This is a genomic window from Pseudomonas sp. NFPP25, assembly GCF_900116505.1.
In the GTDB taxonomy this organism is placed as follows: Bacteria; Pseudomonadota; Gammaproteobacteria; order Pseudomonadales; family Pseudomonadaceae; genus Aquipseudomonas; species Aquipseudomonas protegens.
In genome coordinates this window covers 853790-878371 of sequence record NZ_FPBG01000001.1, presented here as the reverse complement: position 1 = coordinate 878371, position 24582 = coordinate 853790, and the positions used below count along the sequence as shown (strand labels likewise).

The 24582-nt window shown below is 63.6% G+C and carries 20 protein-coding genes and 1 riboswitch; of the genes, 10 read left to right on the top strand and 10 right to left on the bottom strand.

All coding sequences use genetic code 11. The features are described from left to right. Positions 1-13: 13 nt before the first annotated feature. Complete coding sequence (locus BM382_RS03700; RefSeq protein WP_011061241.1) at positions 14-1372, bottom strand: glutamine synthetase family protein; 1359 nt, start codon at positions 1370-1372, stop codon at positions 14-16. 163 nt (positions 1373-1535) lie between these two features. Here BM382_RS03700 and BM382_RS03695 point away from each other — a divergent pair, with 163 nt between their 5' ends. Beyond that, positions 1536-2450, top strand: a complete 915-nt coding sequence (locus tag BM382_RS03695; RefSeq protein WP_011061242.1) for a helix-turn-helix domain-containing protein — start codon at positions 1536-1538, stop codon at positions 2448-2450. A 30-nt stretch (positions 2451-2480) separates the two neighbouring features. On the opposite strand, the gene BM382_RS03690 is transcribed toward BM382_RS03695, so the two are convergent. Both BM382_RS03690 and BM382_RS03685 read right to left on the bottom strand, forming a co-directional pair. Next, positions 2481-5612 carry an ATP-binding protein gene (locus BM382_RS03690; protein WP_239690385.1) on the bottom strand — a complete coding sequence of 1044 codons (3132 nt, stop codon included), beginning with the start codon at positions 5610-5612 and terminating at the stop codon, positions 2481-2483. 85 nt (positions 5613-5697) lie between these two features. Further along, positions 5698-6324 (bottom strand): response regulator transcription factor, encoded by a 627-nt coding sequence (locus BM382_RS03685; protein ID WP_011061244.1) that lies wholly within the window; start codon positions 6322-6324, stop codon positions 5698-5700. A gap of 435 nt (positions 6325-6759) precedes the next feature. Here BM382_RS03685 and BM382_RS03680 point away from each other — a divergent pair, with 435 nt between their 5' ends. Beyond that, a complete protein-coding gene (locus tag BM382_RS03680; RefSeq protein WP_072441886.1) occupies positions 6760-7185 on the top strand; it encodes a response regulator transcription factor in 426 nt (141 codons plus the stop codon). 222 nt (positions 7186-7407) lie between these two features. Further along, positions 7408-8163 carry a response regulator transcription factor gene (locus BM382_RS03675; protein WP_011061246.1) on the top strand — a complete coding sequence of 252 codons (756 nt, stop codon included), beginning with the start codon at positions 7408-7410 and terminating at the stop codon, positions 8161-8163. Positions 8164-8383: 220 nt separating this feature from the next. On the opposite strand, the gene BM382_RS03670 is transcribed toward BM382_RS03675, so the two are convergent. After that, the gene (locus BM382_RS03670; RefSeq protein WP_026020258.1) at positions 8384-9079 is read right to left on the bottom strand and encodes a peptidoglycan DD-metalloendopeptidase family protein; all 696 of its coding nucleotides are present in this window, start codon (positions 9077-9079) and stop codon (positions 8384-8386) included. Between the two features lie 246 nt (positions 9080-9325). On the opposite strand from BM382_RS03670, the gene BM382_RS03665 reads away from it, so the two are divergent. After that, on the top strand, positions 9326-9544 hold the full coding sequence (locus BM382_RS03665) for a PLDc N-terminal domain-containing protein (RefSeq protein ID WP_015635581.1): 219 nt from the start codon (positions 9326-9328) through the stop codon (positions 9542-9544). A 37-nt stretch (positions 9545-9581) separates the two neighbouring features. Continuing rightward, complete coding sequence (locus BM382_RS03660; protein WP_011061248.1) at positions 9582-10118, top strand: hypothetical protein; 537 nt, start codon at positions 9582-9584, stop codon at positions 10116-10118. Between the two features lie 115 nt (positions 10119-10233). Here the strand turns inward: BM382_RS03660 and BM382_RS03655 are convergent, their stop codons facing one another. Both BM382_RS03655 and BM382_RS03650 read right to left on the bottom strand, forming a co-directional pair. Continuing rightward, positions 10234-12234 carry a peptidase U32 family protein gene (locus BM382_RS03655; RefSeq protein ID WP_011061249.1) on the bottom strand — a complete coding sequence of 667 codons (2001 nt, stop codon included), beginning with the start codon at positions 12232-12234 and terminating at the stop codon, positions 10234-10236. A gap of 123 nt (positions 12235-12357) precedes the next feature. Further along, positions 12358-12738 carry a RidA family protein gene (locus BM382_RS03650; RefSeq protein WP_015635583.1) on the bottom strand — a complete coding sequence of 127 codons (381 nt, stop codon included), beginning with the start codon at positions 12736-12738 and terminating at the stop codon, positions 12358-12360. A gap of 249 nt (positions 12739-12987) precedes the next feature. Here BM382_RS03650 and BM382_RS03645 point away from each other — a divergent pair, with 249 nt between their 5' ends. The 3 genes from BM382_RS03645 to BM382_RS03635 are packed head-to-tail and all read left to right on the top strand — an operon-like array spanning position 12988 to position 18704. Continuing rightward, entirely contained in the window at positions 12988-14133 is a 1146-nt protein-coding gene (locus BM382_RS03645; protein ID WP_072441884.1) for a MexC family multidrug efflux RND transporter periplasmic adaptor subunit, read from the top strand. Positions 14134-14160: 27 nt separating this feature from the next. Beyond that, positions 14161-17292: an efflux RND transporter permease subunit gene (locus BM382_RS03640; protein WP_072441877.1), complete on the top strand. Its 3132-nt coding sequence runs from the start codon at positions 14161-14163 to the stop codon at positions 17290-17292. 5 nt (positions 17293-17297) lie between these two features. After that, positions 17298-18704 (top strand): efflux transporter outer membrane subunit, encoded by a 1407-nt coding sequence (locus BM382_RS03635; RefSeq protein ID WP_072441875.1) that lies wholly within the window; start codon positions 17298-17300, stop codon positions 18702-18704. Between the two features lie 108 nt (positions 18705-18812). Here BM382_RS03635 and BM382_RS03630 read toward each other — a convergent pair whose 3' ends face one another. Beyond that, positions 18813-19373: a TetR/AcrR family transcriptional regulator gene (locus tag BM382_RS03630; protein WP_047336765.1), complete on the bottom strand. Its 561-nt coding sequence runs from the start codon at positions 19371-19373 to the stop codon at positions 18813-18815. A gap of 127 nt (positions 19374-19500) precedes the next feature. Next, the gene (locus BM382_RS03625) at positions 19501-19764 is read right to left on the bottom strand and encodes a hypothetical protein (RefSeq protein ID WP_019095540.1); all 264 of its coding nucleotides are present in this window, start codon (positions 19762-19764) and stop codon (positions 19501-19503) included. A 218-nt stretch (positions 19765-19982) separates the two neighbouring features. On the opposite strand from BM382_RS03625, the gene BM382_RS03620 reads away from it, so the two are divergent. Further along, the gene (locus tag BM382_RS03620; protein ID WP_015635586.1) at positions 19983-20324 is read left to right on the top strand and encodes a lipoprotein; all 342 of its coding nucleotides are present in this window, start codon (positions 19983-19985) and stop codon (positions 20322-20324) included. A gap of 9 nt (positions 20325-20333) precedes the next feature. Here BM382_RS03620 and BM382_RS03615 read toward each other — a convergent pair whose 3' ends face one another. Together BM382_RS03615 and BM382_RS03610 are read right to left on the bottom strand one after the other, a co-directional pair. Then, positions 20334-20633, bottom strand: a complete 300-nt coding sequence (locus BM382_RS03615) for a DUF7693 family protein (protein ID WP_011061257.1) — start codon at positions 20631-20633, stop codon at positions 20334-20336. 165 nt (positions 20634-20798) lie between these two features. Further along, positions 20799-22949, bottom strand: a complete 2151-nt coding sequence (locus tag BM382_RS03610; protein ID WP_083541064.1) for a TonB-dependent receptor — start codon at positions 22947-22949, stop codon at positions 20799-20801. Between the two features lie 109 nt (positions 22950-23058). Beyond that, positions 23059-23264: riboswitch (cobalamin riboswitch) on the bottom strand. A gap of 362 nt (positions 23265-23626) precedes the next feature. On the opposite strand from BM382_RS03610, the gene BM382_RS03605 reads away from it, so the two are divergent. Further along, positions 23627-24559: an NAD-dependent epimerase/dehydratase family protein gene (locus BM382_RS03605; RefSeq protein WP_072441871.1), complete on the top strand. Its 933-nt coding sequence runs from the start codon at positions 23627-23629 to the stop codon at positions 24557-24559. Positions 24560-24582 lie beyond the last annotated feature (23 nt).

Sequence of the window (24582 nt, the reverse complement as noted above, 5' to 3'; positions counted from 1 at the left end):
AGAATGCGGGTTTTCAGACGCTGAGCAGCAGGAACTCGCGTTCCCAGGAGCTGATCACGCGCTTGAAGTTCTCGTGTTCGGCACGCTTGACCGCCACGTAGCCGCGCACGAACTTGCGCCCCAGGTACTGCTCGATGGTCGGGCAGTCCTCCATGTGTGCCAGGGCGTCCTCGATGGTGATCGGCAGGCGCAGGTTGCGCCGCTCGTAGGCCCGGCCTTCCACCGCGGCGCTGGGCTCGATGCCCTCGACCATGCCCAGGTAGCCGCACAGCAGGCTGGCGGCAATGGCCAGGTAGGGGTTGGCGTCGGCGCCGGGCAGGCGGTTTTCCACGCGCATGGCGTCGGGGCTTGCGGTCGGAACCCGCAGGCCCACGGTGCGGTTTTCCTCACCCCATTCGACGTTCACCGGGGCCGAGGTGTCCGGCAGGAAGCGGCGGAACGAGTTGACGTTGGGGGCGAACATCGGCAGCAATTTGGGGATGTACTTCTGCAGGCCGCCGATGTGGTGCAGGAACAGCTTGCTTTTCTCACCGTTGGCATCGACGAAGATCGGCTTGCCGGTGTCGATGTCCACCACGCTCTGGTGCAGGTGCATGGCGCTGCCGGGCTCGTCGGCCACCGGCTTGGCCATGAAGGTGGCGGTGACGTTGTGCTTGAGCGCCGCCTCGCGCAGGGTGCGCTTGAACACGGTGATCTGGTCCGCCAGGTCCAGGGCGTCGCCGTGGCGGAAGTTGATTTCCATCTGCGCCGGGCCGTCTTCGTGGATCAGCGTGTCCAGGTCCAGGCCCTGGGCTTCGCACCAGTCGTAGACATCTTCGAACAGCGGGTCGAATTCGTTGGCGGCATCGATGGAGAACGACTGGCGACCGCTTTCCGCTCGGCCGGAGCGGCCCAGGGGAGCCTTGAGCGGCAGGTCCGGGTCTTCGCAGCGCTGGGTCAGGTAGAACTCCATTTCCGGGGCGACGATCGGCTTCCAGCCCTTGTCGGTGTACAGCTGCAGCACTTTCTTCAACACGTTGCGCGGCGACAGTTCGATGGGGTTGCCGAATTTGTCGAAGGTGTCGTGGATGACGATGGCGGTGGGTTCGATGGCCCAGGGCACCAGGTAGATCGATGACGAGTCGGGGCGGCAGACCATGTCGATATCGGCCGGGTCCAGCAGTTCGTAGTACAGGTCGTCGTCGACAAAATCCCCGGTTACCGTTTGCAGCAGGACACTTTCCGGCAGGCGCATGCCTCGCTCATGCAGGAACTTGTTGGTGGGTGCGATCTTGCCGCGGGCAATGCCGGTCAGGTCGCTGACCACGCACTCTACTTCGGTAATCTTGTGATCTTTCAGCCAGGAGGAAAGCTGATCGAAAGGGGCGTTCATAAAGACCTCGATGATTGGTTTTATCTGCTCCGAGGTGAGCGGGAGTATCCCGGCAAGGCTTCCCCTGCGGCGCATTGGCGACTATCTTGGGCGAGCCTTGTTGTTCCATCTATCCACTTTAAGCAGAACCAAAACGCACCAAACGAGTGCGTAAGGTCCCCCGATGACAGCGTCCAATCCGCTTCAGGTCCAAGCGTTCAACACCTTCGATGTCGCCGATCAGATCCGTGCCACCCCGGGTTGGGTCCAGCATTACCAGCAGATGTCCCCTGGCCATTTCAACGGCCTGGTGCGCTACCTGGACCTGCAGGGCGTGGAGATCTACGAGGAATGCATGAACACCCGGGTCGAGCAGAATTTCAGTGCCCCCCAAGGCGCCCTGGCGTTCTGTTTCGACCGCAGCGACAACGCGCTGTACGTGCTCAATGGCGAGAGCCGCAATATCTGGATCACCCCGGAGAACTACCAGGAAGTGGCGGTGGTGTTCGGCCCCGAGTTCGTCCGCGGCCACGGCCTGGGTGTGGAGCGCCTCGACGGGCTGTTCATGGCGCCCCTCAACAGCCAGCAGAACGCCTTGTTCTGCCGCTGGCTGAGTTCGACCCTGACCCGCCTGTCCCAGACCCTCGACCCACCCAGCCGCGAAGCCCTGACCCAGCAACTCCTGGAGGACTGCCTGTACATCCTCGACAACGCCTGCGTGCGCCTGGACCGCGGCGGCCTGCAACGGCGCAGCGAGGAGCGGGGGATCATGCAACGGGTAGCGCAGTGGGCCGCCGACGTGCCCGAGGAAACCCTCAACCTGCTGGAGCTGTCCCAGGTAGCCGGAGTGTCCCTGCGCCAGTTGCAGAGTGCGTTCAAGGCCTTTACCGGGATGGCCCCCAGCCAATGGCTGCGCCTGCGCCGGCTCAACAGCGCGCACCGCGAACTGCTCAGCCGAGGGCCGACTGAGACCACGGTGGCCGAGGTGGCGATGCACTGGTCGTTCTGGCACCTGGGGCGGTTTTCCAGCAGTTACCGGGCGCTGTTCAAGGAGCTGCCGAGCCAGACCTTGAAACGCAGTGCCGTGGCGCGTCGCTAGGGCGAGCGCCCGGGCCTTGCGGGCAAGCCCTCAGTACACTTGCAATGACTGGTTGAGGTCGCGCAGGGCCTGATCCAGCCGGGCCACGGCGGTGGACAATTGCTGCTCCTGGGCCGCGTCGGCCACCAGCTCTTCCAGGCTGACGCACAGCTCCAGCAAACCTTGGGCATTGAGCAGGTAGGCCGTGCCCTTGAGCTTGTGGGCGATGGCTTTCAGGGCCTGGCGATTGCCACTGGCCAGGGCCTTGCTCAAGGCCTGCAGTTCCTCGTTGTTGCTGTTGATCACGTGCTCGGCCAGAGCGGCGTGGATGTCGCCGTTCAATGACGGCACCGCGCTCTGCGCCTGGGGGGGCGTCAGGCTCAGCTTGGGGATCAGGCGGTTCAGCCCGGCAAGGCTGATCGGCTTGGCCAGGGCACTGTCCATGCCCGAAGCCAGGCAGCGCTCCAGTTCCTCAAGCTGGGCGCTGGCGGTCAGGCCGATGATGGTGCAGGGGCGCACCCCCATCTGGCCCTCCATGCGCCGGATCGCCTGGCTCATCTCATGGCCGCTCATCTGCGGCATGTTGCAGTCGGTGATGATGATATCCACGTCATGCTCCTGCCACATGGCCAGGCCTTCCAGGCCGTTGTAGGCGATCAGGGCCTCGTGTCCCAGGTAGTTGATCTGCTGGTTGAGCAGGTACTGGCTGGGCAGGTGGTCCTCGACGATCAACACGCACAGGGGCTGGTCGGTGCTGTTGAGCACCGTTTGTTCTGCGCTGTCGGTGGTGCTGCTGCGCTCGTCGGCAACGCGCTGAAAACAGGCCTTGAAGGTCATGCGGGTACCTACGCCAAGTTCGCTCTGGACTTGCAGGCTGCCGTTCATCAACTGGGTCAGCGAATGACTGATGGACAGGCCCAGCCCCGACCCGGCGTTGGGGTTGCTGACCACGCTGTCGACCTCGAAGAACGGGGTGAAGATCTTCTGGATCTGCGAAGCCGGAATGCCCGGACCGGTGTCGATCACTTCGACATGGAAGTCGAGAAAGTGTTCATCTTTCACCTGGCCCAGGCAACGGATATGGATCTCGCCCTGTTCGGTGAACTTGATCGCGTTACTCAGCAGGTTGGAGATGATCTGCTTGAACTTCAGGCCATCGATCCACACTTGCGCGGTGGCCCAGGCATCGAACTGCAGGTGGATGTCCAGGTGCTTCTGGCGGGCCAGGCCATCGAAGACATTGGCCACCGATTCGATCAGGTCCTTGAGGCTGGCGGCTTCCGGGCGCAGGGTCAGGCGCCCGGATTCGATCCGCGAGATATCCAGGATATGGCCGATCAGCGCCAGCAGGTTCTGCGCCGACTCGTAGGCGATATGCACGGAGCGGGTATTGAGTTCGCGGTCGTTGTCACGGGTCAGCACCAGCTCCAGCATGCCGACGATGGCGCTCAGGGGGGTACGGATCTCATGGCTCATGGTGGTCAGGAACACGGTCTTGCTGCGGCTGGCATGCTCGGCGGCTTCTTTGGCATCGCGCAACTGGTCGAGGATCAACTGGCGCTGCAGCAGGTCCAGGCGCTTGCGAATGATCCGTCGTCGCTGGCTCAGAATCCACCAGGCCGCCAGCATCAGCATCAGGCCCAGGCTGCCCAGGATTTTCCAGGTGAAGGCCGTCACACCTTTCCAGTAGCTGTCGTCGGTGCTGCCGCTGGCGCGCCAGCGACCCAGGATCTGCAGGTATTCCTGAGGGCTGATCTCGGCCATGGCCTGGTCGATGATGGCGATCAGTTGCTGCTGGCTTTGCGGTGCGGCGAAGGCGATCCGGGCTTCCAGGCCTTGCATCATGCCGTGAATCTTCAGGCTGTTCTGGAGCCTGAAGGACAGGTAGTAGTTGGCCAGGTTGGCCGGTGCCAGGGTGAAGTCCGCCTTGCCTTGGCGCACCCGGTTGAGGGCCTCGGCAACGGTAGACGTCTGCTGGACCCATAGCCGTGGATAGCGCTCGCGCAGGTCCTCGCTCTGCAGGTAGCCGGAGGCGAGCGCCACGGAGCCGATGGAGTCGCGGTTCAGCGGTGCCAGGGGCGGTGCGTCGGTCTTGCGCACAATCACATAGGGCGTGGTGACGATCGGCCGGGTGTACAGGTAGGACGCACGCCTAGGGTTGGCGCGGGCCATTATGCTGAGGTCCCCACGGCCTTCGCGCAGGCGGGTGTCGACCTGCTTGAGCGAACCGACCCGGGAGACCTCGAAGCGCAGCCCGCTCTTGCGCCGGATGAGGTCCAGAAGGTCCGAAGCAATGCCGTTGAACAGCCCGCGGCTGTTGAAAAACGCATAGGGCGCCAGGTCGTCGCTGATCACCAGCCGCACCGGCGGTGCATGCTCCAGCCAGAGACGCTGATCGGCGTCCAGGCGTTCGCGAAAGCTGTTGGAGTCGCAGTTACCCGTACCGCCCCACATCTGCAGCGCCGATATCACCTGGCAGCGCTTGATGCCGCCCAGGGCTCGCTCGAGCAACTGTTGCAGGTGGGTATTGTCACGGGCCACGGCAAACCCGACCTGGATTTCCGGCAACCGTGCACTGTGGCTGATCACCAACTGGTCGCTGAACAATTGGCTGGATAGATAGCCGGTAGACAGCGAGTCCCCCAGGTAGATATCTGCGTCGCCATCGAGTACCGAGCCCATGGCGGCGCGGGGGGAGTCATACAGCTGGATCAGGCCCCGTCCACCGGTGCGCAGATAGAGCTCCAGGGCCATGCCGCGGGTGGCGGCGATCCGTGTCCTGGAGATGTTCGCGCGGTAGTCCCGCAGGTCACCGCTCTCGGCATACAGGGCCAGTTCGGTGACCGCGTAGCTCGGGCTCAGCCGGACCTGGTAATCCTCGGCTTCCACCTGGGTAGCGCTGTCTACCAGGTCGACCTCACCACTGCGCAAGGCGTGATAGGCGGCATCCGTATTGGGGTAGGTGCGGACTTCCACGGGGATCGCCAGCTCGCGCTGCAAGGCCCCCAGGTAGTCGGCCCCTATGCCTTCGAGTTCATGGCGCTGATTGATTTCCCGGTAGGGGGGCAGGTCGCCACTGACGATGCCGACCAACAGGGCCTCTTTGTTACGCAGCCAGGTCTGTTCATCGATGCTGGGGCGAATATCGAGGAAGTCCAGCGGCTGGCGGGCACGGATCTTCACCCTGTCCTGCGCGAATACCGGCAGGGCCAACCACAATATCAGTACGAAAAACAGCGGGCGCGGCGGTAACCTCACATCAGGTTACTCAGACCAGTTCGTTCTGCCTGGCGATGTTCACCAGATCCACCACCGAAGTGACCCCAAGCTTGCTCAAGATATTGATCTTGTGGCCGCTGACGGTCTTGTTGCTCAGGTGCAGTTTCTCGGCGATCTCAAGATTGGTCAGACCTTCAGCGAGCAGCTTGAGGACTTCCAGTTCGCGATTGGTCAACGCCGCCAGGACGTCGCTGCTGTGTTTGCCGCGGCCGCCATCGCTGAACGGCATCGACTTCTTTGGGAAGAACACATAGCCCTCGACGATGGTGTCCACTGCCTTGAGCAGTTTGGTCAGGGGTTCGTTCTTGCTCACGAAACCACTGGCTCCGGCCTGCAGGCAGCGCATGGCGTAGGTGTCGACGGATTGGGCGGTGAACACCAGCACCCGCACATCCAGGTTCGCCTGGGCGATGCGCTTGAGCACGGTGAGACCGTCCATTTTTTCCAGGCTGACGTCCAGGATCACGATGTCCGGCCTCAGCGACAGGATCATGTTCAGGGCGCTGATACCGTCGGCAGTTTCGCCAACAATGGTGTAGCCCTGGGACTCCAGGGTTTTGCGAATCGCCTCACAGACTACCGGGTGATCATCGACGATCAGTACACTTTTACTCATGCCAGGTTATCCAGAATCAAAATATCTAGGTAATTAAGTGAGCCAACAACGGTCAGCGCCTTGATGAAATCTGAGGCTGGTTGAGATTTTTCTCTGACCCAGGGTGGATTTGCGGAAAGCTCAAATAAGAAAATGATGCCGAATAAGCCCCCCAGGGTCATCAGAATGTCACTGGCAGGCTAGCAGGAAGCAACCTGAGTACTGCCAAGAAAATTCCTGTTTTCGAATCCATTCCTTCGGGTTGACGGGCTCTTGGCAGCGATCTCGACTAGATGAATGCAATTCAAGACTATTCCTACATCCCACCCACAGCGCAGAGCTTATCTTGCCCTGTCATTCAGCCAGGCACAGGGCGAGCCTGAGTGGCGGGCAGCATTCTAGTGCACTGTGCCAGCAGTGTGACGGCCCACTATTTTCCTGAGGTCGAACCAAGCGATGTTGAAGTTAAGGGTAGGGGTACTGGAGCAACATAATATTGTCCGCCACGGTCTGTACAAGCATCTGTCCAGGCAGTCGGTTCTGTGCCTGAGCGAGTTCTTCAATTTCGCCGACATGTTGGAGGCCCTGGAACAAGAGCAGTTGGACGTGCTGATGATCGGCCACCTGATGGATCGCGACCCGGTTCATCTGGTACGAAACTTGATCACCCGCTACCCCGGTCTGAAAATACTCGTGCTGCTGAACCGTCCCGATCCTGTAATTGCCTCGCAGCTGCAGGCCGTGGGCGCACATGGGGTGATGTCCAAGACGCAGTCTTTGCCGGACTACGCTGATGCGCTGCGAAGCCTGGCTCGCGGCGAACGCTATGCCATGCTCGGCGATGGCCGGGCAAGCATGGAAAAGCCACTCTACGACGCCTAGCCGAACAGGCCGCGTCGCCCTCGATTCAAGATTTTCTTTGGAAAACTTCAAGACGTTTCTTGTTATGGCTAGGCGGCCGGCGCTCTAGAGTACCCGGCACTGGTGACCTGAAAGACTGTCGCAAGGCCGTGACAGTCGGTGGGCCAGGACCACTTGGACGAGAGGCTTGAGAGGATGGAAAATCCAGTTCTGAAGACCACCATCGAACGTTCTGGAGGCGCTATGTCACTTGCCGTGAACAAGCCCTTGCGCATCGCAGTGCTGGACGATCACGCATTGATTCGCATGGCAATGCAGCTACAGCTGCAGAGCGTGGCGGATTTCCAGCTGGTGGGTTTGTATGCCAGCAGCGGCGAGCTGATCTCGGCCCTGCGTGATACCGAACTGGACCTGCTGGTGCTCGATTACCAGCTGCAGGAATGCGACCTGGATGGCCTGCGCCTGATCCGCCTGTTGCGCAACAAATACCCGCATTTGCTGATCCTGGTGTCCTCGGCCACCGAGACGCCGTTTTTCGTCAAGCAGATCATCGATATCGGAGCCAATGGCTTTCTCGGCAAATCACAATCCCTGGACGACCTGATTCCAGCTATCCGCACGGTAGCCAGCAAGCGGCTCTATCTGTCGCCGTTGCTGGCTTTCGCCGTGCAGCACCCGCCAATCGGCCCCGCCGCCGAGCCGGGCAGCCCGCCATTGACCAGCCTTGAGACCCTGTCCCCCAAGGAGAACGAAGTCTTGCGCTGCTTTCTGGATGGCCTGCGGATCTCGCAGATCGCCAGCAAGTTTTCCCGCAGCATCAAGACCATCAGCGGTCAGAAGCAGGCCGCGTTCAGAAAGCTGGGGATCCGGACCGACGCCGAGCTGTTCAAGGTGCAGCGCAAGCTGGACCTGCATATTGCTTCCCGCGAGCCGGCAGAGGACGCCTTTCATGATGAGGCCAGCGAGCCGACGCTGCCGCCGACCCGCAGCACCATCTAGAGCGGCAGTGACAGGCGTGAGCACTGATGCTCGTTTCCAGGCCTTGAGCTATTGACGCGCCCCGCGTCAATTGCTTGCGCCGAAGTCATCGGCCACTACAGAGCCGCTATGGCAAGCATCAAGAAGGTTGCGCTCACCATCCTGCTAAACCCCAGCATTCAGCGCGGGCGCGGTTTTCGAGGACATCGAGGGCAGGAGCGCTGCGAGGCCAGTCACTCGCTCAGCCCGGCGGCAGCAAGCGCAGCGGATCCACCGGCACGCCGTTGGCGCGGATCTCGAAGTAAAGCTGGGCGCGGTCGGTGTCCTGGGAACCGGCTTCGGCGATCTTCTGGCCCTTGATCACCATCTGCCCTTCCTTGACCAGCAGCCGGCTGTTGTAGGCGTAGGTGCTGGTGTAGGAGGGGCCGTGCTGGAGAATCATCAGGTTGCCGTAACCGCGCATGTAGCCGGCGAACGCCACCTTGCCGCCCAGGGTGGCGTGGATCGGCTGGCCCTGGGTGGTGGCGATGCGGATGCCCTGGTTGAGCTTGCCGGTGGGGGAGAAGCGCCCGATCAGCACTCCGCGCAACGGCCAGCTCCAGCCCTTGAGGGTGACCTTGGGCATGGGGGCAGGGGCCGGGGGCGCTGTTCGGCCCTTGCTGGCGGTGGTTCGCGACTTGCTGCTGACCACCCGGGTGGTCCTGGCCGCGCCGCCTACCCGCAGCACCTGGCCGACCTCCACGGTATAAGGCGCCTTGAGGCCGTTGAGCCGCGCCACCTCCTTCCAGTTGGTGCCGTTGCGGCTGGCAATGGAATACAGCGTGTCGCCGCGCTTGACCCGGTACTCGCCGGCCTTGAGGGGGCCGGAGTTGGAAGGGCTGGAGCTGCAGGCTGACAGGGTCAGGAGCAATGCGATGAAAAGCAATCTTGCGAACACGCGACATCCACTATGTCTTGACGGGGCCAAGGGGCCCGAAACTTCGGCATTAGCCAGGCCGATAAAGCCGGCAACTATACCTGTTTGCCGATGAAGAGGCGCGTTATAGACCGCTGCCACAGCGGTTAAATTCAATCCGGATGTCACAGGACGCTGATCTTTCCTGCGCCATGAACGCCCACGGCAATCTTTGTGAACCCTCGTCGCCTGCACCGCACTAAGGCAGTACAGACCGGGAGGAATCTTATGCAAGTGCAATACCTGTTGATCGTACTGGCCGTGATCGTGCTGCTGGCCGAGATCTGGGCCATCAGAAGCCTGCTGCGCAGCGGTGCGCGGGCAGAAAACAAGGGGCTGTGGATCGTGGTGATCATCTTCGTGCCGCTGTTAGGGCTGTTGCTCTGGCTGATGGTCGGCCCCAAGGCCCTGAACCGGGACGCGCCGGCCGAGCGCGGCAGAAGCTGAAAACGGGGGGCAAACCCGCTGAAGGGTTGATCACGACATGCCAAGAATTCTTACATCCCATGTGGACGAAGCCGAGCTGACCGAGCACAACGCCAAGATGTTCGGCTCGCCCAAGGAACGGCTGGACTTCTATCGCCGGGAGATCCAATACGAAACCAGCATCCTGGCCAACCGCACCGATGCCTACCTGACGGCCCAGGCATTCCTGGTAATCGCCTTCGCTTCGTGCATGGCCAACCTCAATCCGGAATGGGGCAAGCTGTTTACCCTGTCCGTGCCGCCTTTCCTGGCGTTGCTGGGGATCCTCAGCTCTCTCAATGCCTGGCCTGGCATCAGGGCCGCCTACGAGATCATCGATCACTGGCATTTCAAGCAGAGCCACCTGCTGCACAGCGAACCGGTGATGGGCCTGGCCTATGACGAATCGCCGCTGTTCTGCGAAAGCGAGTCGAGCCACAAGGGCTATCGCAAGTCGTTGCTGTTTTCCATGCGTTCGCCCTGGTTGTTCGCGGCGTTCTGGCTGCTGCTGGGGATTTGGGCGGTGTATATCCAGGTGACCAATCCGGGCTCCTGAGGGCGCAGGTTCGCTGCCTGCGCTGCGGGACGCAACGCTACCGGCTTATGGGCGCCAGCTGGCCGGTGTGCCGCGCACGCGAACGCGGCACCTGGGTGCCACGCTCGCCGGTCACTCAGTGCGGAGCGCGGGGAATGGTCTTGAGCAGGTCTTCGGGGCTGATATGGCCGACCACGGCCTCGGCGGCGCTGCCCGGTAGCGGCAGGTCGAGGATATGACCCTTGATCTTGCCCACCACATGCATTTCGCACGGCTTGCAGTCGAATTTCAGGGTCAGCACTTCATCGCCGTGTACCAGTTGCATCGGTGCCACCTTGGTGCGCACGCCAGTCACGCCCTTGGCCTGCTTGGGGCACAGGTTGAAGGAGAAGCGCAGGCAGTGCTTGGTGATCATCACCGGCACGTCGCCGTGCTCTTCATGGGCCTCGAAGGCCGCGTCGATCAGTTGCACCCCGTGACGGTGGTAGAAATCCCGGGCCTTCTGGTTGTAGACGTTGGCCAGGAATGAGAGATGCGATTCCGGGTAGACCGGCGGCGGGCTGCTTTCGGCCTTGCGCGAGCCCCGTGGGTGGGCAGCGATGCGTGCGGCGTCCAGGGCTTCGATGACTTCCCGGCGCAGGGCCTTGAGCTGGGAGTTGGGGATGAAGTAAGCCTGGGGCGCGTCCAGCTTGATGCTGGTGGCGTGGTAATGGGTGGTGCCCAGCTGGCCCAGCAGATCCTGCAGTTGCCCCAGGGCCTGTTCCGGCTTGTTGGCCACACCGAACGGGCCATCCAGGGCGACGCTGGCGCTGATGCCTTCCTCGCTGGTGGCGGTCAGTTCCAGCCGTGCTTCGCTCAGGCGTGCCAGCCAGGACAGGCCGATGCGCCGCTCGGCGGAAGTGCGGGTCAAGGCTTGCTGCCAGTTGTGGTCGAGGTTGCGGCTCAGCGGGTGGTTGGGCCGCAGACGGCTCAGGGCTTCGGGCATCTCGTTGGGTTCGACCCGATAGCGGTAGCGTTTCTCGCCATCTTCTTCGAACTCGCCACGGGCCTCGGCGATGTTGGCGCGGAAACCCACCACCTCACGCTTGACCAGCAGGTTCAGGCCATCGCCATTGGACAACGGCTCGAAGGTCACCACCTGCAGGTCGCGCTTGCCGACCTTTTCCACGGTGCCTACCGGCAGCCCGGTGAAAGTCGGCGAGTCGAAGGCGCCGATGTCGATCTTGCGCTCGCTGACAAAGTAGTCGGTGCTGCCGCGGTGGAACGTCTTGTCCGGGTCGGGCACGAAGAAATGCGCGGTACGGCCGCTGGAGGCGCGAGCCAGATCTGGGCGATCTTCCAGAACCGCGTCCAGGCGCTGGCGGTAGTAGGCCGTGATGTTCTTCACATAGGCCATGTCCTTGTAGCGCCCCTCGATCTTGAACGAGCGCACGCCGGCTTCGACCAGGGCGCGGATGTTGGCGCTCTGGTTGTTGTCCTTCATCGACAGCAGGTGTTTTTCATAGGCGATCACGCCGCCGTGCTCGTCTTTCAGGGTGTAGGGCAGGCGGCAGGCCTGGGAGCAGTCGCCACGGTTGGCGCTGCGGCCGGTCTGGGCGTGGGAAATGTTGCATTGGCCGGAGAAGGCCACGCACAAAGCGCCGTGAATGAAGAACTCGATGGCGGCATCGGTTTCGGCGGCGATGGCACTGATTTCCTTGAGGTTCAGCTCGCGGGCCAGGACCAGCTGGGAGAAACCGGCCTGGTCGAGGAACTTCGCCCGCTCCAGGGTGCGGATGTCGGTCTGGGTGCTGGCGTGCAGCTCGATGGGCGGAATATCCAGCTCCATCACCCCCAGGTCCTGGACGATCAGCGCATCGACCCCCGCGTCATACAGCTGGTGGATCAGCTTGCGCGCCGGTTCCAGCTCGTTGTCGTGGAGGATGGTGTTGAGGGTGGTGAACACCCGGGCGTGATAGCGGCGGGCGAACTCCACCAACTGGGCGATCTCGCCCACCTCGTTGCTGGCGTTGTGGCGGGCGCCGAAGCTCGGGCCGCCGATGTACACCGCATCGGCGCCATGCAGGATGGCTTCGCGGGCGATGCTCACATCGCGGGCAGGGCTGAGCAGTTCCAGGTGATGTTTGGGCAAGGACATGTTTTTTTAGTCAGGCTTATCAGGGTCAAGGCGCGCATTGTAGCGGCGAAACGCTTGCCCGGCACCCGTGCGCTGCCAGGTGGCGGCCACGCCTTGCGCGTAGCCGCCGATTGAAGCGCTGCCTCAGGCCTTTGCGGCCATTGCCGTGACTTCCACGCGCATGCCTTCCACCGCCAGGGCGGCCACGCCAACCGCGGCACGTACCGGCCAGGGCTTGGCGAAGAAACGCTGGTAGACCGCATTGAATGCCGCACGATCGGCCATGTCGGTGAGGTAGATGGTCAGGTGCATGACCCGGTCCATGGAACTGCCGGCGCGCTCCAGGGCCACTTTCAGCGCCTGCAGCGTGCACTCGCTCTGCAGGGTGATGTCCCCCAGTTCCAGGCTGCCGTCGGCGCGGGTGGGGATCTGGGTGGAGACCAGGATGCCGTTGAAACCGACCACGTCGGAGGAGATGGAATCGGCGTCCGGGTCGGGGGTGAAGCTCAGGTCTTGGTTGGCCATGGGGCTCTCTTGCAGGAGGAGTGGAACAGGCGGCGGTCATTGGGCTCTTGCCCCGTAGGCGCCGCCGCCGCGGTGCGCCGAGGTTAACAATCCTGCGCAAGCCTGCCTATCACCAGGCCGGGGAAAGCTCGGCAGGCTCTCGCGGCGGACGATTTCAATAGATCGAAACAATTTCATATGAGACTAAATTGACTCATTTGCTCTTTAAAAGTATCGTCCGCAGCGTTTTCCATCAGGCTCGGGTGATTCATGGGCAATTTGCGTGCAGTAAAAATGGCCGGTTCATTGGCGGCAGCCATGCTGCTGGCCGGGTGTGGCCCCGCGGACGAGCAACAGGTGGCCGAGGCGCCGCATCCGGTCCAGGTCATGGCCGTGGTTGCCGAACCCCTGGCCCTGGCATCGGAGTTGCCGGGCCGGGTCGAACCCATGCGGGTGGCAGAGGTGCGTGCACGGGTAGCAGGGATCGTCCTGCACCAGCGCTTCGAAGAAGGCGCCGATGTGAAGGCCGGCGACCTGCTGTTCCAGATCGATCCGGCGCCGCTCAAGGCTGCGCTGGCGCGGGCCGAGGGCGAGCTGGCACGGGCTCGCTCGGTGGTGTTCGAGGCTCAGGCGCGGGTCGATCGCTATGGGCCGCTGGTGAAGATCGAAGCGGTCAGCCAGCAGGACTACGACAGTGCCAACGCCGATCTGCGCAGCGCGCTGGCAGCGACGCGCACAGCCCAGGCCGACGTGGAAACGGCCCGCCTGAACCTGGGTTATGCCACCGTCACCGCACCGATATCCGGCCGGGTCGGCCGGGCGCTGGTCACCGAAGGGGCGCTGGTAGGGCAGGGCGACGCCACCCTGATGGCGCGGATCCAGCAGCTTGATCCCATCTATGTCGACTTCAACCAGTCGGCGGCCGACGCCCTGCGCCTGCGCGAGTCGCTCAAGGACGGCAGCCTGGCGGCGACGGATGACCAGGCACTGTCGATTCGTGTCGAAGGCACGTCCTACGAACGCCAGGGAACGCTGATGTTCACCGATGTGGCCGTGGATCGCGGCACCGGCCAGGTGGCCTTGCGCGGCAAGTTCGATAACGCCGACGGCATGCTGTTGCCGGGCATGTATGTGCGTGTCAGGGCCCCGCAGGGTACGGACCAGCGGGCCATCCTGGTACCGCAGCGGGCCGTGCAGCGCACCAGTGATGGTAACGCCAGGGTATTGGTGGTCGGTGCGGACGGGCGGGCGCAATCGCGCAGCGTGCGCACCGGGACCATGCAGGGTTCGCGCTGGCAGGTCAGCGAGGGGCTGCAGGCTGGCGAGCAGGTCATAGTCGGTGGCCTGGCGGGTTTGCAGCCCGGTACCAAGGTCGCGCCACAGCCGGCGCAAGAGCAACAGGCCAAGGGTCATTAAGGCCTGAATGCGCCGCGAGGATTAGCAATGTCTCTGTTTTTTATCAAGCGCCCGAACTTCTCCTGGGTGATGGCGCTGTTCATTACCCTGGCCGGCCTGCTGGTGATTCCAGCCCTGCCAGTGGCCCAGTACCCCAACGTGGCGCCGCCGCAGATCACGGTGACCGCCACCTATCCCGGCGCTTCGGCGAAGGTCCTGGTGGATTCGGTCACCAGCGTGATCGAGGAGTCGCTCAACGGCGCCAAGAACCTGTTGTACTTCGAGTCGACCAACAACTCCAACGGCATCGCCGAAGTGCTGGTCACGTTCGAGCCGGGCACCGATCCGCAACTGGCCCAGGTGGATGTGCAGAACCGCCTGAAGAAAGCCGAGGCGCGCATGCCCCAGGCCGTGACCACCCAGGGGATCGAGGTGGAGCAGACCAGCGCCGGCTTCCTGCTGATCTATGCCCTGAGCTACAAGGACGGTGCGCAGAACCCGGACACCACGCTCCTGGGGGACTACGCCGCGCGCAACATCAACAACGAACTGCGCCGGGTGCCCGGCGTAGGCAAGCTGCAGTTCTTCTCCTCGGAAGCGGCGATGCGGGTCTGGATCGACCCGCAGAAGCTGGTGGGCTACGGCCTGTCCATCGATGACGTGAGCAACGCCATCCGCGGGCAGAACGTGCAGGTGCCGGCCGGCAGTTTCGGCGCCTCTCCCGGCAGTTCCGAGCAGGAGCTGACCGCGACCCTGGCGGTCAAGGGCACCCTGGACGATCCGCAGGAGTTCGGGCGGATTGTCTTGCGGGCCAATCAGGACGGCTCCATGGTCAAGCTGGCGGATGTGGCGCGCCTGGAAGTCGGCAGCGAAAGCTACAACTTCTCCTCGCGCCTGGACGGCAAGCCGGCGGTGGCCGGTGCCATCCAGTTGTCGCCAGGGGCCAACGCCATCCAGACCGCCGCGGCGGTCAAGCAGCGGCTGGCGGAGCTATCCGCCTACTTCCCCGAGGGTGTGGAGTACTCGGTGCCCTATGACACCTCGCGCTTTGTCGAAGTGGCCATCGAGAAAGTGATCTACACCCTGGTGGAAGCCATGGTGCTGGTGTTCCTGGTGATGTTCCTGTTCCTGCAGAACGTGCGCTATACCCTGATCCCCACGATCGTGGTGCCGGTGTGCCTGGCCGGAACCCTGGCGGTGATGTACCTGCTGGGCTTCTCGGTGAACATGATGACCATGTTCGGCATGGTGCTGGCCATCGGCATCCTGGTGGACGATGCCATCGTGGTGGTGGAGAACGTCGAGCGGATCATGGCTGAAGAAGGCCTGTCGCCGGCGGCGGCCACGGTCAAGGCCATGGGCCAGGTATCCGGGGCCATTGTCGGCATCACCCTGGTGCTGTCGGCGGTGTTCATGCCACTGGCCTTCATGTCCGGTTCGGTGGGAGTGATCTACCAGCAGTTCTCCCTGTCCCTGGCGGTGTCGATTCTGTTCTCGGGCTTCCTGGCCTTGACCTTCACCCCGGCCCTGTGCGCAACCCTGCTCAAGCCAGTTGCCCTGGGCCATCATGAGAAGCGCGGTTTCTTCGGTGCCTTCAACAGAGGCTTTGCCCGCCTGACCCAGGGCTACTCGCAGATGAACTCGCGGCTGGTGAGCAGGGCGGGCCGCTACATGCTGGTGTACCTGGGCATGATCGTCCTGCTGGGCTTCTTCTACCTGCGGCTTCCGGAGTCTTTCGTGCCGGTGGAAGACCAGGGTTACACCATGGTGGATGTGCAACTGCCGCCCGGGGCCAGCCGCACGCGCACCGCCAGCACCGCCCAGGACCTGGAACGCTTCCTGATCTCCCGGGAGGCGGGCGCCGCGACCTTCATGGTCACCGGCTTCAGCTTTTCCGGCATGGGCGAGAACGCCGCTCTGGCCTTTCCTACCTTCAAGGACTGGTCGCTGCGGGGCAAGGACCAATCGGCGGCCGCCGAGGCCGCGGCGGTGAACCAGGCGTTTGCCGGCTATGGCGATGGTACCGTCACCGCGGTGATGCCTCCGCCCATCGATGGCCTGGGCAACTCCGGTGGTTTCGCCCTGCGCCTGCAGGACCGTGGCGGGCTGGGGCGCCAGGCATTGCTCGAGGCCCGTGATCACCTGCTGCAACAGGCCAACAGCAACCCGAAGATCCTCTACGCGATGATGGAAGGCCTGGCCGAAGCGCCGCAGTTGCGAGTCGACATCGATCGGGAACAGGCCCGTGCCCTGGGGGTGGCCTTCGAGTCGATCAACAACGCCTTGTCCACGGCCTTCGGGTCGGCGGTGATCAATGACTTCTCCAACGCCGGGCGCCAGCAGCGCGTGGTCGTGCAGGCCGAGCAGGGCCAGCGGATGACGCCCGAGAGCGTGCTCAAGCTGTTTGTCGCCAACAGCCGCGGCGAGCAGGTGCCGCTCAGTGCGTTCGTCAGCCTGCGCTGGGAGGAAGGCCCGGTACAGATCGTGCGCTACAACGGCTATCCGTCGATACGGATCTCCGGCGACGCCGCACCGGGGTTCAGTACCGGCCAGGCCATGGCGGAGATGGAGCGCCTGGCGGCCGAGCTGCCCGCGGGCATCGGTTACGCATGGACCGGCCTGTCCTATCAGGAGAAGGTCTCCAGTGGCCAGGCGTCGCAGCTTTTTGCCCTGGCCATTCTGGTGGTGTTCCTGCTGCTGGTAGCGCTGTACGAGAGCTGGTCGATCCCACTGACGGTGATGCTGATCGTGCCGATCGGTGCCCTTGGCGCGGTGCTGGCAGTGATGTCTGTCGGCATGCCCAACGATGTGTATTTCAAGGTCGGGCTGATCACCATCATCGGCTTGGCCGCCAAGAACGCGATCCTTATCGTCGAATTCGCCAAGGAGCTGCTGGAGAAGGGCTACAGCCTGAAGGACGCCGCGCTTGAGGCCGCGCGCCTGCGCTTTCGCCCGATCGTCATGACGTCCATGGCCTTCATTCTCGGCGTGGTGCCCCTGGCCCTGGCCACCGGCGCCGGCGCCGCCAGCCAGCGTGCGATCGGCACCGGGGTGATCGGCGGCATGCTCAGCGCCACCTTGCTCGGCGTGGTGTTCGTACCTATCTGCTTTGTCTGGGTGCTGTCGTTGCTGCGCAAGCGGCTGGCCACCGCCCGACACCTTGCCCAGGCCCAGGAGTGATGCCCATGCCTATTCGTAGACTTTCACTGGCGCTGCTGGTCCTGGCGCTGGGGGGCTGCTCCCTGGCACCTACCTATGAGCGTCCCGCGGCGCCGGTGGCCAACAGCTTCGGCGGCCTTTCGGTCCAGCCCGGCCCGCAAGCGAGTGAGCTGGACTGGCAGGGTTTTGTGCTTGACCCGCAGCTGCGGCGCCTGATCACCAGAGCCCTGGACAACAACCGCTCGTTGCGCCAGACCCTGCTGGACATCGAGCAGGCCCGGTCGCTGTACCGTATCCAGCGCGCTGACCGCGTGCCGGGCTTGAACGCCGCCGCCTCGGGCAATCGCCAGCGGCTGCCGGCGGACCTGTCCAACAGTGGCCGTTCGCAGGTTGCCAGCAGCTACCAGGTGGGCCTGGCGTTGCCAGAGTACGAGCTGGACCTGTTTGGTCGGGTCAAGAGCCTGAGCGACGCTGCGCTGCAGCAATATCTGGCCACCGAGGAGGCGGCGCGGGCGGCGCGCATCGCTCTGATTGCCGAAGTCAGCCAGGCCTATCTGCTGCATGACGGCGCCCAGCGACGCCTGGCCCTCACCCGGCAAACCCTGGCCAGCCGCGAGCAGTCCCTGGCGCTGATCAGCCAGCGCCGCCAGGTAGGCAGCGCCGCGGCCCTGGACTATCAGGAAGCCCTGGGGCTGGTGGAGCAGTCCCGCGCGGATCAGGAAAACACCCTGCGCAATCAGCAGCAGGCGTTCAACGCCCTGGTGCTGTTGCTCGGCACCCCGGAGTCGGTGAAGACCATAGGGCCGCCGGCACCCGAGCGCCCGCTGCTGGTCCAGGACATCGCCGCCGGCAGCCCTTCGACCCTGATCGAGCGCCGTCCGGACATTCTCGCCGCCGAACACCGGCTGCGTGCGCGCAACGCCGATATCGGCGCGGCACGGGCGGCGTTTTTCCCGCGCATCAGCCTGACTGGCAGCCTGGGCACTTCCAGCGCGCAGATGTCGGGCCTGTTCGACGGCGGTTCGCGCTCCTGGAGCTTCGTGCCGACCCTGTCCGTGCCCTTGTTCGATGGCGGGCGCAACAGCGCCGGCCTGAGCCTGGCCGAGGCACGCAAGGACGCCGCGGTGGCGGAGTACGAAGGGCGCATCCAGACCGCCTTTCGCGAGGTGGCCGATGCCCTGGCCGCGACCGACACCCTGCGCCGGGAAGAGACTGCGCGCCGCGCCCTGGCGGCCACCAGCCGTGAGTCGCTGAAACTGGCCAGGGCACGTTACGAAGGGGGTGTCGACAGCCACCTGCGCTACCTCGATGCCCAGCGCAGCAGCTTTGTCGATCAGTCGGCGCTTATCGAGGTCAGTACCCAGCGGCAGATTGCCCTGGTGGACCTGTTCCGCTCCCTGGGTGGCGGCTGGCCGGCTGCGGCGCAGCAGTAACCCGGGGGCAGGGCACTACCGGCTGGCGCATCCGGCCGGTACTTGGCTCCGTGGTCCTCTGGGCCACGGGGCTTTTTTTATCCGGCCAGAGGGCCGGGGAACGGGGCGCTATAGCGCCAGGGCCGGGGCGGCGGCGCCGTGGAGGAACATCTGCTCCAGCACCTTGGCCGAGTTGGCGCTGGCGGCGCGGCCCCGGCGTTCGGCATCGACGATGCCGAAGATCATGGTCAGGAACAGCTCGGTAAACACCGCGGCAGTGATGTCGATACGGAAGGTCCCCAGTTGCTGGCCCCGCAGAAAGAAGGTGTCCAGTGCCCGGGTGTAGGGCTCCCAGCGTTCGTCTTCGCAGCCGAGCATGTCGGGGCGGTACTGGAACAGCAGGAACACCAGCATTTCGCGGTGCGCCAGGTGCTCGCTGATCAGGCCGCGCAGGGTCGCGACAGGTTCGTCCTGCTCCGGCTCGATGGCCTCGACGATGCGATTGAGCACCGTTTCGGCATGGTCTTCCATCATCTGCAGCAGCTTGTCCCGTGTGCCGCAGAAGCGATGCAGCGTGGCCTTGCTGACGCCAGCGGCCTCGGCCAGTTCCTTGAGTGTTGCCCGCGGGCGGTCGACGATGGCCAGGGCCAGCGCCTTGATAAGTCGTTCCTCTTGGGCAGTCAGGGACATCAGTGGGCCTCGGATCAGTGTGGGCCGGGCATGGTGTCGAAGCAGCCGAAGGCTTCAATGAGCATGACCGGTTTTACAAAAAAGGTTTCAAATGATGCGATTCTAGCTCATCTGAGGCTAAAAAGTTTCAATCCTCCCCAAGGACTTGGGCCGGATCCCCTAGCCATGTCGCCAGCACCCGCCGGTCCAGCTCTTCCCAGTCGGCCATGCCCAGGACCCGGGTGGTGTTCAGGCCACGCAGGTAGCCACGCAATTGATAGGCGGCGATCCGCAGGCTTTGCGGGTCGGCGCTGCTGTCACCCAGCACCTGTTCGTACTCCACCAGGTAGTCCGCCACCCGCTCACGGAATTCCGGGAGGACGGCGTCGCGAATCAAGTCAAAGGTGCGCATGGGGAAATCCTTTTTTTAGTTGTAGTCGGGCTGCCGGGCAGTCTGCCCGGGGGGCAACTATCGGTTCAAGTAATAGTGACAATCAAGCAACGCAAGTTCTGCTTTGGGCGCCAACCATGGACAATCGCCCCCGACCCAAAACCATGACCGCAACGGCAGCGCCCGTGACGCTGAACCGTTGCGCACCGAACCAGGCTGTACATTTTCAGGACTTACCGATGCGCCCTCTATTTGCTCCCGCCATGACCCTGGCCACCTTGCTGCTGGCCGGTTGCGCCACCGCGCCCAACGACCCGACCCTGGTCATGCAGACCCGGAAAACCCCGGCCGAATATGCCGAGTGCGTGGTGCCCAAGCTGCAAGGCAACGCCCAGAGCCCGACGGTTTCCCAGACCCAGCGCGGTTTTCGCATTGTCGTTGCCAGCAAGGTGGCGGCAGACAACGTACTGGAAGCCTACAAGGCGCCCAATGGCGGCAAGGTGTTCCTCTACGAGCGGCACTTGCTGGCCTCCAGCTTCGCCCCGTCGAGCTTCGAACGCGCGGCCCAGGAATGCCTGTAGCCAGCCGTGTTAAACCGCCTCTTTCAGTAACTTTTCGATCTGCGCCAGCTCCCAGGTACTGAGCAGGCTCACCGGGTCGGTGCCGAAGCGTTGCCGCGTATCGAGCTGCCAGACATCGCCTTCGGCGCTGCGGCAGCTCTGGCAGTGATGCAGATGCCGGCCATCGAAATCCAGCAGCAACTGCCAACCCTCGATATCCACCTGCACCTGGCCAGCGCCCGAATAGCTTGCGCCGGGCTGTAGAGGGTAAACGCCAAGGGCGGCATCGCGCAGGCGCTGGCAGACATCTCGGGCATTCAGGCAGGGCATGGGGCTCTCGCGGGCAGTGCAGGGACAAAGGCGCTCAGGATATCCATCGACTGCGTGGGTGCAAGTGCCGATTGGTCGCTGTGCTGGCCCGGGCCAGTGGCTGGCGAACTCACTGCACGCCTGAAATGGCGCCGCAAAGCCCAGGGCCTTGCGGCAACCCCTCGATCAGAAGCTGTAGTCGGCGGTGACGAACAACGAGCGCGGTTCACCCATCAGCCATTGCTGGCCGCTGTTCTGTTGCGCCGCGGCATAACGCCGGTCCAGCAGGTTGTTCACCTGCAGGCCCAGGCGCACGTCGGGCAGGGCCTGCCAGCCGAGGTTGGCATCCAGCACCGTGTAGCCGGGTACATCGACGCTATTGGCGGTGTTGGCATAACGCGCATCGACGTAGCGCAGGCCCATGCCGGCTTCCAGGCTCGGGGCCAGGGCCTTGTTCAGCCACAGGTTGGCGGTGCGTCGCGGCACGTTGGTGGGGCGATTGCCGGCCCGGGACACCGCTTTGCCAGAGACCACCTCATCGAAGTCGTCGTACTCGGCGCGCACCACCGAGGCGTTGGCCGAGACTTGCCAGCCGTGATCCAGGGCCAGCTCCAGTGAGGTTTCCAGGCCGTCGGCGGATTGCTGGCCGACCTGCTGCGCCAGGCGGGTCACCGGATCGGTGGTCAAGAGCTTTTTCTTGACGATGTGGTAGGCCGCCAGGGTCCATTCGCCACGGCCGTTCCAGAACTGCTGCTTGAGCCCGAACTCGGTCTGCTTGGCTTCGGTCAGGTCCATCTGTAACTGGCTCGGATTGAGGCTGATCAGGTTGCTGACCCCGTCTTCACTGGTGGAGTACTGGCCGTACAGCGACAGTTGATCGGTGACCGCGAACACCAGGCCGGCGCGCCAGTTGCCGCCGGTGAGGCTGCGATCGGTGCGGGTGCCGGCGCGCAGATCACTGCGATCGATATGGTTCTGGTCGCGGCGGATGCCGGTCACCAGCGACCAGCGCTCCGACAGTTGCAGGCGGTTTTCCGCAAACAGGGCGAAAGTGCGGGTGCTGCTGTCGGTCTGGGGCGAGAAGGGCGAGCGGCTCTGGAAGTAGCCCGGTGCAGGGTTCCACGGGTCGATATAGTCGCTACCGATATCCTTGTAGGGCGAGTTGTTGGCCACGCCGAAGCGAATCCTGTTGTACTCCAGGCCGATCACGGTCCTGCTGTCCAGGCCGAACAGCGAGTGGTTGAAGGTGAAGCTCTGGCGATCGCCGATCTGCTCCTGATCGTGCTTGATCTCCAGGTAGTCGCCGCGCAGCAACTGCTCCCGGGAGCTGACCCAGTTGTAGGCTTCGGCGTTGCGCCAGTGGCGGCGGCTCTTGATGTAGTAGAGCTGGTTGCTGGCGCTGAGGTTGTCGCTCAGGGTCCAGTCGGTGTTGAGCCGGGTCCATTCGTCGTTGTAGCGCTGCACGGCGTTGCGCAGGTTGTAGTTCTTGTCCCGCAGGCTGTCGCGGTATTGGCCGGCAATCAGCGGCGTGCCGAAATAGCTGGCGGGTTCGCTTTCACCGCGTTCATGGGCCAGGGTGAAACCGAGGTCGTCGGTGGCTTGCCAGCGTAGCGCCGCGCTGAGTGCCAGGCTGCGTGACTGGCCCTGGTCGACCCAGCCATTGCTCTGCTGCTGGTTCAGGGTCAGGCGGTAGCTCAGGGTGTCGGTCAGCGAGCCGCCGCTGTCCAGGCCCAGTTGCTGGCGATCATGGGAGCCATAGCCCAGGCGCAGGCGGTTGTGGATCTCACCGTCGAAGGGCTTCTTGGCAATCACGTTGATCACCGCGCCGGTGGCGCCTTCCCCGTACAGCACCGAGGCCGGGCCGCGGATCACGTCGATGCGCTCGACCATCCACGGGTCCACCGGGAAGGTCTGGCTGCCGGCGCCGGTGTACAGGCGCGCGCCGTCGAACAGGGTCATCACCGAGGAGTGCCCAGTAAAGCCGCGGGCCGACAGTGCGGTATTGCCGTTGCCCGGGGTGGCGATGCTGGTGATGCCGGGGGAGCGGGTGACGGCATCCTGCACCGTGAGGTTGTTGCGGTTGCTGATGGCGTCGTTGCCCAGGCTGCTGGTGCTGGCCGGAGTCTCCAGGGCCGTGAGGTTCAGCCGCGAGCCGGCGGGCAGGGGCGTGTCCAGAGAGGTTTGCGGGGCGCTGGAGACTCCGCTCACTTGGGCCTCGGGCAAGACCAGGGAGGTTTTCTGGTCAGCCAGTGCCAGGGCCGGGTAGGTCATGCAAGGCAGGAGGGTGAAACACAGCGAGGGGCTCGCCAGGTGTTGCAGCAAGGAGGTGCGGGACATGCGATTCCTACTACTTGTAAGGAATGAATGAATCCCGGAGGGAACAACGCATAGGGAATCGCGGGCAGCCGCGCCCACGAAAACCGGACTGCGCCCGCCCACCGCGGGGTTGTCAAACGAAGTTGCAGGCCGGTCTCCGGGCTTGCGAGGGTCATGAGGCATTCACCTTCCCATGCCTTGGCACAGTGGTCTGTCGAATGCTTCGCTCGCTTACCGTTGCGGGGGCAGCGCCGGACTGATCATCGAAATGACGCACCGGCTTCCCGTTTAACCCCATGCACGGCGGCATGGGACACCTGAAACTGGCGCGCATATGAGCACTGCCGAGCCCTTGCGTCAATGGCATGTGGCCAGCTACGGCGGCGGTTTCAGCGCTTTATGCCAGGCAAGTCAATATATTGACCTATTTTTCCTGGCGCTTAAATAATCAACAAATATCGACGCATTATTGACGATTTTGCTTTTCTGACCCAGTATGTCGGCGCTGAGCGATTGATTATCTTGAGTTTTTTTTGACGCCAAAGCGCTGAACTCTGCTCCGAAAATAGGCGAAACAGCCTATGGCGCAGAGCAGCCACTAAAAACATGACGGCCAGGATGGCAAGTAGCCAGGGCTGATCCGTTGGCTGTGCTGGCTTCAGACGGCGTAGCCGCGATATTTCTCTTTGGAATGATCTATGTCTGCCGAACGGATACTGGTTACTGGGGGCGCTGGTTTTATCGGTTCTCACCTCGTGGATGCACTGCTGGCCAAGGGTTATGCGGTGCGGGTTCTGGACGACCTTTCCACGGGCAAGGTCGGCAATCTGCCCATGGGCGATGCTGGCCTGGAACTGCTGGTGGGGGATGCCGCCGATGCGGCACTCCTGGCGGATGCCGTTCAGGGCTGCGATGCCGTGGTGCATCTGGCTGCTGTGGCGTCGGTCCAGGCTTCGGTCGAAGACCCGGTGGCCACCCACCAGAGCAATTTCATCGCCACCCTGCGCCTGTGCGAGGCGATGACCGCGGCCGGTATCCGCCGCGTGGTGTTCGCCTCCAGTGCGGCGGTCTATGGCAATAACGGCGAGGGCACGCCGATTGCCGAAGACACCCCCAAATCTCCCCTCACGCCCTACGCGGCGGACAAGCTCGCCAGCGAGTACTACCTGGACTTCTACCGCCGCCAGCATGGGCTGGAACCGGTGATCCTGCGCTTTTTCAATATCTTCGGCCCGCGCCAGGACCCTTCATCGCCGTACTCCGGGGTGATCAGCATTTTCAGCGAGCGGGCCAAGGCCGGGCGGCCCATCACCCTGTTCGGCGATGGCGGGCAGACCCGCGACTTCGTCTATGTCGCGGACCTGGTGAAGATCCTGGTGCAGGGCCTGGAATGCCCCGCGCCGGCAGCCGATGCCACCAATGTCGGGCTCGGCGGGGTGACCACCCTCAACGATCTGATTGGCGCCCTGCAGCAGATCAGCGGCAAGCCGCTGCAGGTGAGCCACGGCGCGACCCGCTCCGGGGATATCCGCCATTCCAAGGCCGACAACCGCCGCTTGCGCGAGCGCTTCGACCTGAGCACGCCCAGCAGCCTGGCCGAGGGCCTGGAACGGCTTTACCGCAGCCTTTAGTTCGTTGCCTTAGGGGCGCCCGC